We start from the raw sequence: 14,780 nt of genomic DNA, 5'->3' as shown, positions 1-14,780 counted from the left end.
CGTGCGTCTAGATACGAGCCAGGGCTGGACGCAGACTCATTCCCACTCAATGGTCGCCGGCGGCTTCCCCGAGATGTCGTAGACAACCCTTGAAACCCCCCGCAGCTCATTGATGATCCGGTTGCTCACCGTGCCCAGGAACTCATACGGCAGATGCGCCCAATGCGCGGTCATGAAATCAATCGTCTCCACCGCGCGCAGCGCGATCACCCACTCATACGCACGCGCATCACCCACCACGCCCACCGACTTCACCGGCAGGAACACCGCGAACGCTTGGCTGGTCTTGTCGTACAGATCGGCCTTGCGCAGTTCGTCGATGAAGATGGCATCGGCCTTGGCCAGCAGTTCGGCGTATTCGCGCTTCACTTCGCCGAGGATGCGCACGCCCAGGCCCGGGCCCGGGAACGGATGGCGGTAGACCATGCTGCGCGGCAGGCCGAGTTCGACGCCGAGGCGACGCACTTCGTCCTTGAACAGCTCACGCAGCGGCTCGACCAAGCCCAGCTTCATGTGCTCGGGCAGGCCGCCGACGTTGTGGTGGCTCTTGATCACGTGGGCCTTGCCGGTCTTGCTGCCGGCCGACTCGATCACGTCGGGGTAGATGGTGCCCTGCGCCAGCCACTTGGCATTCTTCAGCTTGGTGGATTCTTCATCGAAGATGTCCACGAACAGGTTGCCGATGATCTTGCGCTTGGCTTCCGGATCGCTCACGCCTTCGAGCTTGCTGAAATAGCGGTCCGCGGCATTCACGCGGATCACCTTGACGCCCATGTGCTCGGCGAACATCGCCATCACCTGGTCGCCTTCCTGCCAGCGCAGCAGGCCGGTATCGACGAACACGCAGGTCAGCTTGTCGCCGATTGCCTTGTGCAGCAGCGCGGCCACGACCGACGAATCGACGCCGCCGGACAGGCCCAGGATCACTTCGTCATCGCCGACCAGTTCGCGCACGCGGGCGATCTGGTCGTCGATGATGTTGGCGGCGGTCCACAGGGTCTCGCAGCCGCACACGTCCACCACGAAGCGGCGCAGCAGCGCCTGGCCCTGCAGGGTGTGGGTCACTTCCGGGTGGAACTGCACGCCGTACCAGCGCTTTTCTTCGTTGGCCATCGCGGCCACCGGGATGCGATCGGTCACGGCGGTGACGGTGAAGCCCGGGGGCGCGACGGAGACGTGGTCGCCGTGGCTCATCCAGACGTTCAACTTCGGCTCGCCGCCGTGGTCGCTCAGGCCCTTGAACAGCGCATCCGGGGCGACGACGTTGACTTCGGCATGGCCGAACTCACGCTGGTCGGCCGCTTCGGTGGCCCCGCCGAGCTGGGCGGCCAGGGTCTGCATGCCGTAGCAGATGCCGAAGATGGGCAGGCCGCTGTCGAACACTTCCTGCGGTGCGGCGGGCGCGCCCGGCAGCGTGGTCGATTCCGGGCCACCGGACAGGATGATGCCCTTGGCGCCGAACGCGGCGATGTCGGCCGGGTTGTGGTCCCATGCCCAGATCTCGCAGTACACGCCGAGCTCGCGGATGCGGCGCGCGATCAGCTGGGTGTACTGGGCGCCGAAATCGAGGATGAGGATCTTGTCGTTATGGATGTTGGTCATGGTGCCCGGGCAATGCAGGAGTGAATACGGGGAACACAGAGTCGTCACCGGCGGCGGATAGAGAAAGAGGAACGGGAATCAGCTTCCTCGTTCCTCTTTGCTCATGCCGCGTCAGGCGCGGTAGTTCGGCGGCTCTTTGGTGATCTGCACGTCGTGGACGTGGCTCTCACGTTGGCCGGCGCCGCTGATCTTGACGAACTTCGGCTTGGTGCGCATGTCATCGACGGTGCCGCAGCCCACGTAACCCATGGTGGCGCGCAGGCCGCCCATCAGCTGGTGGATGATGCCGCCGACCGGGCCGCGGTACGGCACGCGGCCTTCGATGCCTTCGGGCACCAGCTTGTCGGCGCTGGAGGCGTCCTGGAAGTAGCGGTCCTTGGACCCCTTCTCCATCGCGGCCAGCGAGCCCATGCCGCGGTAGCTCTTGTAGGAGCGGCCCTGGAACAGCTCGGTCTCGCCGGGCGATTCCTCGGTACCGGCCAGCAGGCCACCGATCATGATGGTGGAGGCACCGGCGGCCAGCGCCTTGCCGATGTCGCCGGAGTAACGGATGCCACCGTCGGCGATCAGCGGGATGCGGTCCTGCAGCGCCTCGGCGACCAGGTCGATCGCGGTGATCTGCGGCACGCCGACACCGGCGACGACGCGCGTGGTGCAGATCGAGCCCGGGCCGATGCCGACCTTGACCGCGTCCGCGCCGCTGTCCAGCAGCGCCAGTGCGGCTTCACCGGTACAGATGTTGCCACCGACGACCTGCACCTGCGGGAAGTGCTTCTTGACCCAGCTGACGCGGTCCAGCACGCCCTGCGAGTGCCCGTGCGCGGTGTCGACCACCAGCACGTCCACCCCGGCGGCGACCAGCGCCTCGACCCGGCGGTCGGTATCCCCACCGACGCCGACGGCCGCGCCGACCAGCAGGCGGGTGGCGGTGTCCTTGGCGGCGTTGGGGTAATCGGTGTTCTTCTGGATGTCCTTGACGGTGATCAGGCCGCGCAGGGCGAACTCATCGTTGACGACCAGGATTTTCTCGATGCGGTTGCGGTGCAGCAGCTGCAGCACTTCATCGGAGGCCGCGCCTTCCTTGACCGTGATCAGGCGATCCTTCTTGGTCATGATGTGGCGGACCGGATCGTCCAACTCGGTCTCGAAGCGCATGTCACGGTGGGTGACGATGCCGACCAGCTGGCCGCCGCCGTCCACTACCGGCACGCCGGAGATGTTGCGCGCCTGGGTCAGGGCCAGCACGTCGCGGATGGTGGTTTCCGGGCCGACCGTGATCGGGTCGCGGATGACGCCGGCCTCGAACTTCTTGACCTTGGCGACTTCGGCAGCCTGCTGCTCGACGCTCAGATTCTTGTGGATGATGCCCATGCCGCCGAGCTGGGCCATGGCGATGGCCAGGCGGGCTTCGGTGACGGTATCCATGGCAGCCGAGAGGATCGGAAGCTTCAGCCGCAGGTCGCGCGTCAGGCGCGTTTCCAGACTGACATCCTTGGGCAGGATGATGGAATGAGCGGGGACGAGGGAGACGTCGTCGTAGGTGAGAGCTTCAGCCTGGATGCGCAGCATCGGCATACCCGAGATGTGGGGAAGCGCGACATTTTACCCTGATTCGGGCGTCTTTGGCAGGGGTCGGATGCGACGCTGTGTCGCGCCGGCAAACGCCGGTTCAGGACGGTGGTGCCGGTAGGTGACGACCGTTGGTCGTCACGCCGTTCCCGGGTCAGAAGGCTTCCGCCGCCTCGATCGTGTTCTGCATCAACGTGGCCACGGTCATCGGCCCTACCCCACCCGGGACCGGGGTGATCCAGCTGGCACGCTGGGCGGCAGCCTCGAAGCCGACGTCACCGACCAGGCGGCCATCGTCCAGGCGGTTGATGCCCACGTCGATGACCACGGCGCCCGGCTTCACCCATTCACCCGGGACGATGCCCGGGCGGCCCACGGCGACCACCAGGATGTCGGCGTTGCGCACCGACTGCTCCAGCACGTCCTTGGGGGTGAACTTGTGGCAGCTGGTGACGGTGCAGCCGGCGATCAGCAGCTCCAGCCCCATCGGGCGGCCGACGTGGTTGCTGACGCCGACGATGGTGGCGTTGCGACCGCGAACCGGCTGGTCGGTGTGGCCCAGCAGGGTCACGATGCCGCGCGGGGTGCACGGGCGCAGGCCGAACTCGCGCAGGGCCAGGTGGCCGACGTTCTCCGGGTGGAAGCCGTCCACGTCCTTGCGCGGGTCGATCCGGTGAATCAGGCGGTTGGCGTCCGGAATGCCCGGCAGCGGCAGCTGGACCAGGATGCCGTGGATCTTGGGATCGGCGTTGAGCTGGTCGATCAGGGTCAGCAGCTCGGCCTCGGTGGTGCCGGCCGGCAGGTCGTAATCAAAGGCTTCGATCCCCACTTTCTCGGCCGCGCGGCGCTTGTTGCGCACGTACACGGTCGAAGCCGGGTCGCCACCGACCAGCACCACGGCCAGGCCCGGACGGCTGCCACCGGCAGCCAGGCGGGCATCGACCCGGACCTTGAGGCTGTCCAGCAGGTCTTCGGCGATGCGGCGGCCGTCGAGAATGCGGGCGGAAGAAGCGGTGTCGGAAGTCGGTGAGCTCATCGAGGGCGGCAGGCGTGGGGGCGACGGTCGTCTATTGTCCCCGATTCGGCCCGCCCCGCCCACCGGGGTAGTGCCGGCCGCTGGCCGGCAGCCACGACCGCCCGGCAGCGCTACCTGGGTGCCGGCCAGCGGCCGGCACTACCCTCATCATTCTTCTTCGGGCACCTCGTCCGCGTTGAGCGTGCGCGCCTTGCGCTTGGGTGCGGTGAACGGCGTCGGCGTCGGCACACCGGGCAGCGCGCTGCCGAACACCATGTGCGCGCCGGCGCGCAGGTCTCCGCCGGCCATCTCCAGCTCGAAGCGCTCCGCATCTCGTTCGCGGATCTGCTCGGCGATCTCGCGCGCATCGTCCGGATCGGCGCCCAGCTCCATCAGCGCGGCCTGGCCGAACTGCAGCGCCGACTCGAAGGTTTCGCGGATCTGGAAGTCCACGCCGGCATGGATCAGGCGCAGTGAATGTTCGCGATCGAACGAGCGCACCAGCAGCTTGGCCTGCGGGAACTCGTGGGTGACCAGCTCGACGATGCGATCGGCATCCTGGTCGTTGTTCACGCACACCGCGATCGCACGCGCCGACGCCGCGCCCGACGCATGCAGTACATCCAGCCGGGTACCGTCGCCGTAGTAGATCTTGAACCCGAAGCGCTCGGCGTTGTGGATCATGTCCACGTCGTTGTCGATGATGGTCACATCCACGTCGCGCGCCAGCAGCGACTGACTGGCGACCTGGCCGAAGCGACCAAAGCCGATCAGCAGCACGCTGCCGGACAGACCGTCGGCTTCTTCGACGCCATCGAGCGAGACTTCGCGGTCCGGCATCAGCTTGTCGTGCAGCAGCACGAACAGCGGCGTCAGTGCCATCGAGAGCACGACGATCGCGGTCAGATTGGCGTTGACCTGCACATCGATCACACCGGCCACGGCCGCGGCGGAGAACAGCACGAACGCGAACTCGCCGCCCTGTGCCATCACCACGCCGCGATCCAGCGCCTGTCGATGATCACTGCCGAGGATGCGCGCGACCACGTAGATGCACACCGCCTTGGCCAGCATCAGCGCGAACACGCCGGAGACGATCAGCGGCCAGTTGTTGGCGACGACGGTGAGGTCCAGCGCCATGCCGACGCTGAGGAAGAACAGGCCGAGCAGGATGCCGCGGAACGGTTCGATGTCCGCTTCGATCTGATGGCGGAAGGTGGATTCGCTGAGCAGCACGCCGGCGAGGAACGCGCCCATCGCCATCGACAATCCGCCCAGCTGCATCAGCAGCGCGGCGCCGAGCACGACCAGCAATGCGGCAGCCGTCATCACTTCGCGCGCCTTGGCGGCGGCGAGGATGCGGAACAGCGGATTGAGCAGGAAGCGGCCGACCAGCACCAGCCCGACGATCGCACCGGCGGCGATACCCACGGTGACCCAGCGCGAACTCTCGCCGGCATCGCTGTGCACGGGCGCCATGAACGCGACGACGGCCAGCAGCGGCACGATCAGCAGATCCTCGAACAGCAGGATCGAGACGATCTTCTGGCCGCTCGGCAGCGCGATGTCGCCGCGTTCGGCGAGCAGCTGCATCACCACTGCGGTGGAGGTCAGCACGAAACCGGCGGCGCCGATGAAGGCCACCGGCAAGGGGAAGCCGAGCAGCATGCACACGCCGGTCAGCACGGTGCCGCAGACCACGATCTGCAGCGTGCCCAGGCCGAAGATCTCGTTGCGCAGGCTCCACAGGTGCGAGGGCCGCATCTCCAGGCCGATCACGAACAGGAACATCACCACGCCGAGCTCGGCGGTATGCAGGATCGCCTGCGGATCGGAGAACCAGCCGAACCCGAACGGGCCGATCGCCAGGCCTGCGGCGAAATAGCCCAGCACCGAGCCCAAGCCGAGCCGGCGGAACAGCGGCACCATGACCACTGCCGCACCCAGCAGGGCGACCACTTTCACCAGTTCACTGGCACCTGCTTCCACCGCCATGCGGTTGTTTCCCCGGACTGCACAAGATGGGTCAACGATAGGGCAAAGCGGTGAAGGGCAATAGCGCGGATGATGCGTTTTATCGTGCTGAATTCAGAACGATATTGAATCCGGATGCGGCATCGTCCCGAAATCGCTACCGAACCCACCGGTAGACCCATGCCACGCGTGGCTGCGCTCACCCGGCGGCCCCTGGCCAACGGCATCCACGCATGGCGTGGATCTACGCGCCGCTGCAGAACGCCGCGTAATCGATGTAGCCCGGGAATGCGCGCCCGGGCGCGCACAACGGGCAGGCCGGATCCGGGCGCAGGCGTGTCTCGCGGAAGCGCATGCCCAGCGCATCGAAGCTCAGCAGCCGGCCGATCAGCGGCTCACCGATGCCGAGCAGCAGCTTGAGAACTTCGGTGGCCTGGAGCAGGCCGACCATGCCGGGCAGCACGCCGAGGACACCGGCCTCGGCACAGTTGGGCGCGAACGCCGGCGGCGGGGGCTCGGGAAACAGGCAGCGGTAACACGGCGCGGTGCCGCGCTGACGCCCGGCATCGAACACACTGACCTGGCCGGTGAAGCGCTCCACCGCCCCATACACCAGCGGGATGCCGTGCTGGACGCAGGCATCGTTGAGCAGGTAACGCAGCGGGAAGTTGTCCGAACCGTCCAGCACCACGTCGACACCTTCGAGCAGTGCATCGATGTTGGCCGAAGTGACCCGCGCCTGCACAGCCTCCACGTCCAGCGAGGGATTGAGGGCAAGCAGGCGTGTGCGCGCGGAGAGCACCTTGGGCTCGCCGACGCTGGCATCGGTATGGATGATCTGCCGATGGAGGTTGCTGCGGTCGACCACGTCGTCATCGGCGATGCGCAGGTGCCCTACCCCGGCCGCGGCCAGGTAGAAACTGGCCGGCGCGCCCAGCCCGCCGGCGCCGAGCACCAGCACGCGCGAGGCGAGCAGCGTCTTCTGGCCGTCGATACCGACCTGCGGCAGAAGCAGATGACGCGAGTACCGCTCGTTGAAGTCACGCTCGGCGTCGCTCTGCATCGGCTGCACCAAAGGCAACCCATCGGCACGCCATGCGGCGGTGCCGCCATCGACGGAGGCGATATGCGTGTAGCCCAGGTCCGACAGGAAAATCGCGGCGTCCATCGAACGCCTGCCGCTCTGGCAGATCAGGAGGGCCTCGCGATCGAGTCCCGGCAGGTGTGTGCTCGGCTCGGCCTGGAGATCGCCCCGCGCAATGCCGAGCGCGCCTTCGGCCATGCCGGTGGCACGTTCATGTGCCTCGCGGATGTCGATCAGCAGTGCGCCGTGGGCGAGGCGCTGGCGGGCCTGGGCGGGAGATAGCTGCGGGATGTCCATGCCGGCATTATTGCGCACGAGGGTGTAGGCCGGAGCCCGGTCGTCTTCCATCTACAGCCTCCGGCCAGCGCGTGGCACGTGGCCCCTGGCGATCTGGCAACGTGGGTGTCGATGCGCGCAGCGTATAAAAGTAGGGAAGCTGCTCCGCCCTGGAAAGTTGGTGCGATTCACGTGCGTGCAGGGAAACCAGTGAATTGCAAATAAGCGTGACTGAGCACGCAATTTGAAGACATTCCCGGATATAGCCTGTCCGCGCCTCGATAAGCCCCCGATGACCAATGACAAGGATTGCCATGCGCATCATGCACCTATCAAGACTTCCATTCATTTTCGCTACGCTTGCGGTACTGCCGAGCACGCCCGCCATGGCTGCATCGGCGCCCATCACCCATGCCAGTGGAACGCCCATTGAAAACATCGGCCGTCCCGAGCGCGCGCGCATCGAAAAGATGCTCGACAAGGCGCTCTCTGAAGCAGCCGAAAACCTGACCCTCATCGAAGGTCAAACGGGATTCAACATCCGGACGCGGCTCGTTCCAGAGCGCCGAACCGTGATCATAGACCTGGGCGGGGGGGCGGTTCCCTCCCATACGGGCGGGGACCTGGAGGACCAACAACACCGTCTGGCGCTCGTGGCGCTGGATCTCCTGCGCGGAGTCGTCGCCGTGGATGGCGCGGATTTCCAGTTTGCCGGCCACTACATCCACCAGCTACGGCCGGATCCACTGCCCCCCGATTGAACCACGCCAGCGACAAGGCTCCAGAACGAACGTTGCTCCTCCGAAGGTTGCGCTGGCGGGTGGACATGCGCTGTATTTCAACTATCAGTAAAACGATTGGCGTGCCCAGCGTGATCCGTCAAACGGAATCACCGAGGATTTCATCACTCCGTATTTTGCCCTCGTCGCGTGGCTGACCGATACAAGCGACATCAAGACGAAGGAAGTTGAGTACACATACAGCTGTACAGCCAACGCTTGAATTCCGCCGCAACTGGAAGCAGAAGAGCCGGCTCGCGCCGGCTCTTCTTTGCTCTGTCCCGTCAGGTTCACCCCGCCGGTTTCAGCGGCCCTTGACGTGCTTGATCAAGCGGCGCTTGCGCTTGAGCTGACGTTCGGTGAGCACGTTCTTCTTGCCTTCGTACGGGTTCACACCCTCGCGGAAGATGAACTGCACGGGCGTGCCGACCAGCTTGAAGCGCTTGCGGAAGAAGTTCTCCAGGTAGCGCTTGTACGACTCCGGCAGGTCTTTCAGACGGGTGCCGTGGACGATGAAGGTCGGCGGATTGGAACCGCCCGGATGCACGTAACGCAGCTTGGACACGTGACCACGGATCGCCGGCGGCGGGTTGGTCTCGTACGCCGTTTCCAGCGCCTTGTTGACTTCGCTGGTGCTGAACTCGTGCGTCGCCGAGGCGTGCGCGGCGTGGATGCAGCGGAACAGCTCACGCAGGCCCGAGCCGTGCTTGGCCGAGATGCGCACCACTTCCGCCCACGGCACGAAGCCGAGCTTGCGCGATACCAGCGCTTCAGCCTGCTCGCGCTGGTAATCGGTCAGGCCATCCCACTTGTTGATCGCCACCACCAACGCACGGCCGGCATCGAGCACCGCGCCGAGCACGCTGGCGTCCTGATCGGTCACGCCTTCGGAGGCATCGAGCATCAGCACCGCGACCTGGCACTGCTCGATGGCCTGCAGGGTCTTGATGACGCTGAACTTCTCGACCACTTCCTCGACACGCGCCTTGCGACGCAGGCCAGCGGTATCGATCAGGCGGTACTCACGCCCGTCGCGCTCCATGTCCACCGCGATCGAGTCACGGGTGGTACCGGGCACTTCGGAGGCGATCATGCGCTCTTCGCCGAGCAGACGATTGACCAGCGTCGACTTGCCCACGTTGGGGCGGCCGACGAAGGCGATGCGAATGCGGTTCGGATCAGTGTCCAGGGTCTCGGTGGTGCCCTCTTCCGGCAACCGTTCCACGACCTCGTCCAGCAGATCATCCAGGCCCTGGCGGTGCGCGGCCGAGACGGTCAGCATTTCGCTGAAGCCGTAACGGGCAAACTCCGAACGCACGGTGTCTTCATTCATGCCGTCGATCTTGTTGATCAACAGCAGGGTCGGACGGGCCAGCCTGCGCAGCCAGGACAGGATCTCGTCGTCCATCGGGCCCTCACGGGCATCGACCACGAACAGGATCAGGTCCGCCTCGGCGGCGGCGGCGCGGGCCTGGCGGGCGGTAGCGCCGGCCAGACCTTCTTCTTCACCGGCGATACCGCCGGTATCGACCACCAGGAACGGGTGGTCCTCATCAAGACGACAAACACCGTAATTACGGTCCCGGGTCACGCCGGGCTGGTCATGGACCAGCGCGTCGCGCGTACGGGTAAACGCATTGAACAGCGTGGACTTGCCGACATTCGGCCGTCCAACCAGGGCGACCAAGGGCAGCATCGCGGTAACTCCTTATTGTGCCAACCGGAATGCGGTCAGCTTTCCATCAACGTTCTGCACCAGCAGAATCCCATCGGCGGCTACCGGCTGGGCCAGGAGGGCGTCGCCGCCACTCTTGGCGCGCGCCGCGAACTCACCGTTATCGGTCCGCAACCAGTGCAGATACCCCTTGTAATCACCGACCACAACGTAATCGCCGTGGATGACCGGACCGGTCAGCGAACGACGGGCCAGGCCCGTCTGCGACCACATGGCCGAACCGCTGGCCTTGTCCAGGCCGAACACGCCGCCCTTGTTGTCGGTGACGAACACAGTGCTCGAGGTCAGGGCCACGCCGCCGGCGCCACCATGATCACGGGCCCACAGCGGACGGCCGGTCGGGCCCTCGATCGCCATGGTCTGGCTCTTGAAACTGCTCACGAACAGCGTATTGCCTTCCAGCACCGGCGCGCCGTCGATATCGGCCATGCGGTCCAGCTCGGTACGGCCTTCGCCGGTGCCGACCATCTGGTCCCACAGCGTGCGGCCGTCCTGCATGGCCAGCGCGGCGACGGAGCCGTCGTCGTTGCCGATGAACAGCACGCCCGGGCCGGTGACGACCGGCGCGTTGCCGCGCACGGTCAGTGCCGGCAGCTCGCGCGGATTGAACCAGCGCTGGGTGCCGTTTTCGGCATCCAGGCCGGTCACGCGACCGTCGTTGCTGCGCACGAACACCATGCCCTGGCCCACGGCCGGTGCGGAAATCACTTCACCCGGCACCTTGGCCCGCCACTTTTCGGTGCCGTCGGCCGCGTTCAACGCGATGACTTCGCCGTCCAGGGTGCCGATGACGACCAGGCCGTCACCCACGCCCGGGCCACCGGACAGACGAAGCTTGGGCTTCTTCTTTTCCTTGGCCGGCTCGTAGGTCCAGACCTTCTTGCCGGTCTGCAGGTCGATGGCATGCACGCCACCGTAGATGGCGGCTGCGTAGACGCGGCCATCGGCGACCACCGGGCCCTGGCGGACGCCGATGCGCTTCTCGCCCTTGCCGACGTTGGCCGTCCAGATCTTGTCGACCTTGGCGGTGGCATCGAACTTGACCAGTTCGGCCGGTTCCAGCGCCTTCTTGGCCGCCGCATCCTTGCCGGCGAACCAGCCCTTCATCGTGCTGCAGCCGGTCAGGGCCATGCCCAACAGGGCAACCGTGGCAACGCGCTTGATCATGACCATCTGATTCATTACACCGACTCCGCAGGATCGGTGACGGTGCCACCGGCATCCGTCAACTTGGTTTCCAGCAGGCGCCGCTGGGGCGCTGCCACGTCCAGCGTCTTGAGCGCCTTCTCATACTGCTCGCGGGCAGCATCACGCTTGCCCTGCGCCATCAGTGCATCACCATGGATTTCCAGGCTGGCGCTGTCGGTAGCGGTGCCGAGCTGCTTGATCGCATCCTCGGTCTTGCCGGTGGCCACCAGCAGGCGCGCGACGCGCTGCTCGATCACCGGCTTGAATTCGGGGTCGGCCTTGATCGCGCGCAGGGTCGCCAGCGCGTCTTCGTTCTTGCCGGCATCGACCTGGGCCTTGGCCAGTTGCAGGGCAGCCAGATCGGCATAGATGTTGGCCTTGCCGCTTTCCAGGTCCTTCACACCCTTGGCGGCCTGCTCCAGATCCTTGTCTTCCAGGCTCTTGAGGACGATCTGGTACTGGACGTTGGCGCCGGCCAGGCTATTGCTGTGCCGGGTCTGCCATTCTTTCCAGCCCCAGATGCCACCGATCGCGATGGCTACGCCAGCGAGGATGCTGACACCGTTCTTCCGCAGCCAGCCGCGGACGCGTTCACTTTGTTCGTGCTCGTCGAGCAGGTCGTCGATCGCCATGCGTACTCTCGCCCCGCCCATGAGGAGGAGCTATTTGAATTGGATTGGGGAAACGCGGTTCAGTGCGAAACTGGGACCACGGAGCCGTCAGAGGATACCGTAAAGCGTGCCACGTTGGCTCGCTGGTACGGCGAAAGGTCGACGATAGTGCCGGCCTGCTGAACCTCGACCGCCGATGCATTGCCCAGCACCATGCGGGCCACCTGGCCCGGTGCGAAGCTGCGGGTCTCGCCCGACTTGATCAGGGCCTTCTCGACGGTGGCGCCGTCCGGCCCGGAGATGTCCACCCAGCTGTCGCCTTTGAACTGCAGGCTCAGCGCGCCGGCCTGCGGCATCGGCGCGGACGCCGGACGCGGGACCGGGGTCAGCGATGCCAGGTACGGTGCTGCCGGTGCCGTCGGCTTGGCCGCCTCGACCGCCGCGGGTGCGGCCGGATCCGGGGTCTCGCCACCGGCCACCGGCACCGCCGCCGGGATCACATCCAGCGAGGCGGTGTTCGGGGTGCTCGCCGTGCCATCGAAATGGCCGCGGGTGGCGAACCAGACCGGCACGGCCAGAACCGCGGTGATGCCGACATACAGGACGCGACGCCCCAGGCTCTCGGCAATGCGCCGGGCCCGCGGGGTATGGGTATGGCTGACCAGCTGCGGCGGCACGATCGGCCCGATATGGGCCTGTTCGAGGATATCGCCGATGTCCACCTTGAGCAGACGGGCGTAGCTGCGCAGCTGGCCGCGGACGAAGACCGGCGCGCCGAGGCGCTGCCACTGCTCGTCTTCGAGGGACTTCACGACCTGGACCGGCATGTGCAGCTGCTGCCCCACGGCCTCCAGGGTCAGTCCGGCCGCTTCCCGGGCCTGGCGAAGACGAGCTCCGCAACCGGCCGCAGTATCAAAAGCGTTCACAGTCTGGTCATCAATCACAATGCTTCAACCCCGGGGATTAGGTGCCGCATCCTGCGGAAATTCGTCATGAATTCGCTGCAGATAGCGACCGGATGCCACGCTGTCGCCAAGCCGCGCCTCGATTTGAGACGCAAGTTGTAACACGGAACGTGTGGCCGGTGCAGCCGTCAAACGCCGTTGCGAAAAGGCGCGGGCCTCGAAATAACGCCCTTGGGCGAACTCGTTGCGGGCCATCGACTCCAGCGCGTAGGCATTGACCGGATCGATCTCAAGCGCCCTGCGCAGGTCCGGAACCGCCCGTTCGGGCTGGCCGGCATCCAACGCACAGCCACCGGCATTGGCCAGGGCAGAGGCCGGTGTCGTATAGCCCGGCGCCTGGAGGGCCCGGTCGAACCACACCAGCGACTCGGCCGGTCGGCCATGAGCACATAGCCACGCGCCATAATTGTTGAGCACATCGCCGCGCTCCGGGCCCAGCTCGGCGGCCTTGGCGTACAACTGCCCGGCCTCGGCCTCGTTGCCGCGCTGGGCGGCGATGGCCGCCAACAGCATGTAGGCCTCGGGACGGCGCGCGTCGATCTTCATCGCCGCCCGCACCCGTTTTTCGGCCGCCTCCGGCGAGCCCGCACGCAGCGACTCGCCGGCCAGGACCATCTGGTCCTGGTAGTTCACGCGCTTGCGGATCTCGGGGTTGTCGCGGGCCTCATAGGTCGGCGCGACCTCGAGGGTACCGGACGGCGGTTTGATGCCCTGTTTGCCGCAGCCGGCCAATGCCAGCGCGATGAAAACAACGGCTGGCAATCGGCGATCAGGCAGCGGCATCCCGGTTTTTCCCGTCCTGCAGCGTTTTGTTGAACTCGGCCTGGCGGCGCGTGCGATCCATGACCTGGCCCTTGAGCTGGCCACAGGCGGCATCGATGTCGTCGCCACGGGTGCGCCGCACCATCGTCAGCACCTTCGCATCGAGCAGGATCTTCTGGAAGGCGCGGATGTCGGTTTCGCCGGAACGCTCATAGCGCGTGCCCGGGAATGGATTGAACGGAATCAGGTTGACCTTGCCCGCGTTAGAGGCCTGCACGGCGTTGTCGAACTGGCGCATCAGCCGCGCCAGCTGGCGGGCGTGCTCGGGCTGGTCGTTGATTCCCTTCATCAGGGTGTATTCGAAGGTGACCGATTCGCGGCGCTTGTTGGCGCGCAGGTAGCGTGCACACGAGGCCATCAGCTCGACGATCGGGTACTTCTTGTTGAGCGGGACCAGGGTCTCGCGCAGGGCATCATTGGGCGCATGCAGCGACACCGCCAGCGACACGTCGCTCTCGGCGGACAGCCGGTCGATCTGCGGCACCAGGCCGGAGGTGGACAGCGTCACGCGCTTGTTGGCCAGGCCATAGCCCAGATCGTCGCGCATCACGCTCATGGCGCGCACGACGTTGTCGAAATTCATCAACGGCTCGCCCATGCCCATCATCACCACGTTGGTGAGACGACGCTGCTTGTGCGGGATGTTGCCCAGATGCCGCGCCGCCACCCACACCTGGCCGATGATCTCGGCGGTGGAGAGATTGCGGTTGAAGCCCTGGGTCGCGGTCGAACAGAACGTGCAGTTCAGCGCGCAGCCGACCTGCGAGGACACGCACAGCGTGCCGCGGTTCTTGTCCGGGATGTAGACCGCTTCGATCGCGTTCTTGCCGTCGGTGCCCATGGCCAACAGCCACTTGTGGGTGCCATCGGCGGAGGGCTTGTCGAACACGATGTTCGGAACCAGCACCTCGGCATGCTGCTTGAGCTTGGCGCGCAGCGCCTTGCCGAGGTCGGTCATTTCATCGAAATCGGTGACGTAGTGATGGTGGATCCACTTCATCACCTGATGGGCACGGTAGCGCGCTTCGCCGAGCGTCTCGGCGAAGAAGCGCTCCAGACCCTCGCGATCGAGGTCGAGCAGGTTCTGCTTGGCCACAGCCGGGCTCGACACGAGCACGGATGGGATGGCGGTGGGCTGTACGACCTCGTTCACGGCATCA

Annotated in this window: 12 protein-coding genes; 1 reads left to right on the top strand and 11 read right to left on the bottom strand. The window is 65.9% G+C overall.

Translation table 11 applies throughout. The annotated features are described in order from the left end of the window. Positions 1–36: 36 nt before the first annotated feature. The 5 genes from guaA to moeB form a co-directional block, all read right to left on the bottom strand. Positions 37–1,602: a glutamine-hydrolyzing GMP synthase gene (guaA, locus tag HH110_RS11625; protein WP_176989808.1), complete on the bottom strand. Its 1,566-nt coding sequence runs from the start codon at positions 1,600–1,602 to the stop codon at positions 37–39. 111 nt (positions 1,603–1,713) lie between these two features. Further along, on the bottom strand, positions 1,714–3,171 hold the full coding sequence (gene guaB / locus HH110_RS11620; RefSeq protein ID WP_176989807.1) for an IMP dehydrogenase: 1,458 nt from the start codon (positions 3,169–3,171) through the stop codon (positions 1,714–1,716). Between the two features lie 154 nt (positions 3,172–3,325). Next, complete coding sequence (gene folD, locus HH110_RS11615) at positions 3,326–4,207, bottom strand: bifunctional methylenetetrahydrofolate dehydrogenase/methenyltetrahydrofolate cyclohydrolase FolD (protein ID WP_152150574.1); 882 nt, start codon at positions 4,205–4,207, stop codon at positions 3,326–3,328. Between the two features lie 147 nt (positions 4,208–4,354). Beyond that, positions 4,355–6,181 carry a monovalent cation:proton antiporter-2 (CPA2) family protein gene (locus HH110_RS11610; protein WP_176989806.1) on the bottom strand — a complete coding sequence of 609 codons (1,827 nt, stop codon included), beginning with the start codon at positions 6,179–6,181 and terminating at the stop codon, positions 4,355–4,357. A gap of 223 nt (positions 6,182–6,404) precedes the next feature. Continuing rightward, a complete protein-coding gene (gene moeB / locus HH110_RS11605) occupies positions 6,405–7,541 on the bottom strand; it encodes a molybdopterin-synthase adenylyltransferase MoeB (RefSeq protein ID WP_176989908.1) in 1,137 nt (378 codons plus the stop codon). Positions 7,542–7,834: 293 nt separating this feature from the next. Here moeB and HH110_RS11600 point away from each other — a divergent pair, with 293 nt between their 5' ends. After that, on the top strand, positions 7,835–8,281 hold the full coding sequence (locus HH110_RS11600) for a hypothetical protein (RefSeq protein WP_176989805.1): 447 nt from the start codon (positions 7,835–7,837) through the stop codon (positions 8,279–8,281). A 322-nt stretch (positions 8,282–8,603) separates the two neighbouring features. Here the strand turns inward: HH110_RS11600 and der are convergent, their stop codons facing one another. Genes der through rlmN form a run of 6 tightly spaced genes read right to left on the bottom strand, consistent with a single transcriptional unit; the run spans position 8,604 to position 14,773 of the window. Then, a complete protein-coding gene (gene der, locus HH110_RS11595) occupies positions 8,604–9,995 on the bottom strand; it encodes a ribosome biogenesis GTPase Der (RefSeq protein ID WP_176989804.1) in 1,392 nt (463 codons plus the stop codon). Between the two features lie 12 nt (positions 9,996–10,007). Next, on the bottom strand, positions 10,008–11,216 hold the full coding sequence (bamB, locus tag HH110_RS11590) for an outer membrane protein assembly factor BamB (RefSeq protein ID WP_176989803.1): 1,209 nt from the start codon (positions 11,214–11,216) through the stop codon (positions 10,008–10,010). Beyond that, positions 11,216–11,854 (bottom strand): tetratricopeptide repeat protein, encoded by a 639-nt coding sequence (locus tag HH110_RS11585; protein ID WP_176989802.1) that lies wholly within the window; start codon positions 11,852–11,854, stop codon positions 11,216–11,218. Before HH110_RS11585 ends, bamB begins: the two co-directional genes overlap by 1 nt. A gap of 59 nt (positions 11,855–11,913) precedes the next feature. After that, positions 11,914–12,777 carry a RodZ domain-containing protein gene (locus HH110_RS11580; RefSeq protein WP_176989801.1) on the bottom strand — a complete coding sequence of 288 codons (864 nt, stop codon included), beginning with the start codon at positions 12,775–12,777 and terminating at the stop codon, positions 11,914–11,916. Positions 12,778–12,783: 6 nt separating this feature from the next. Continuing rightward, a complete protein-coding gene (gene pilW, locus HH110_RS11575; protein WP_176989800.1) occupies positions 12,784–13,581 on the bottom strand; it encodes a type IV pilus biogenesis/stability protein PilW in 798 nt (265 codons plus the stop codon). After that, positions 13,568–14,773 (bottom strand): 23S rRNA (adenine(2503)-C(2))-methyltransferase RlmN, encoded by a 1,206-nt coding sequence (rlmN, locus tag HH110_RS11570; RefSeq protein ID WP_176989799.1) that lies wholly within the window; start codon positions 14,771–14,773, stop codon positions 13,568–13,570. Before rlmN ends, pilW begins: the two co-directional genes overlap by 14 nt. Between the last annotated feature and the right edge of the window lie 7 nt (positions 14,774–14,780).

The organism is Stenotrophomonas sp. SAM-B (assembly GCF_013387485.1).
GTDB classification, from domain to species: domain Bacteria; phylum Pseudomonadota; class Gammaproteobacteria; order Xanthomonadales; family Xanthomonadaceae; genus Stenotrophomonas; species Stenotrophomonas maltophilia_AA.
This window is presented reverse-complemented; position numbering and strand designations above follow the sequence as displayed.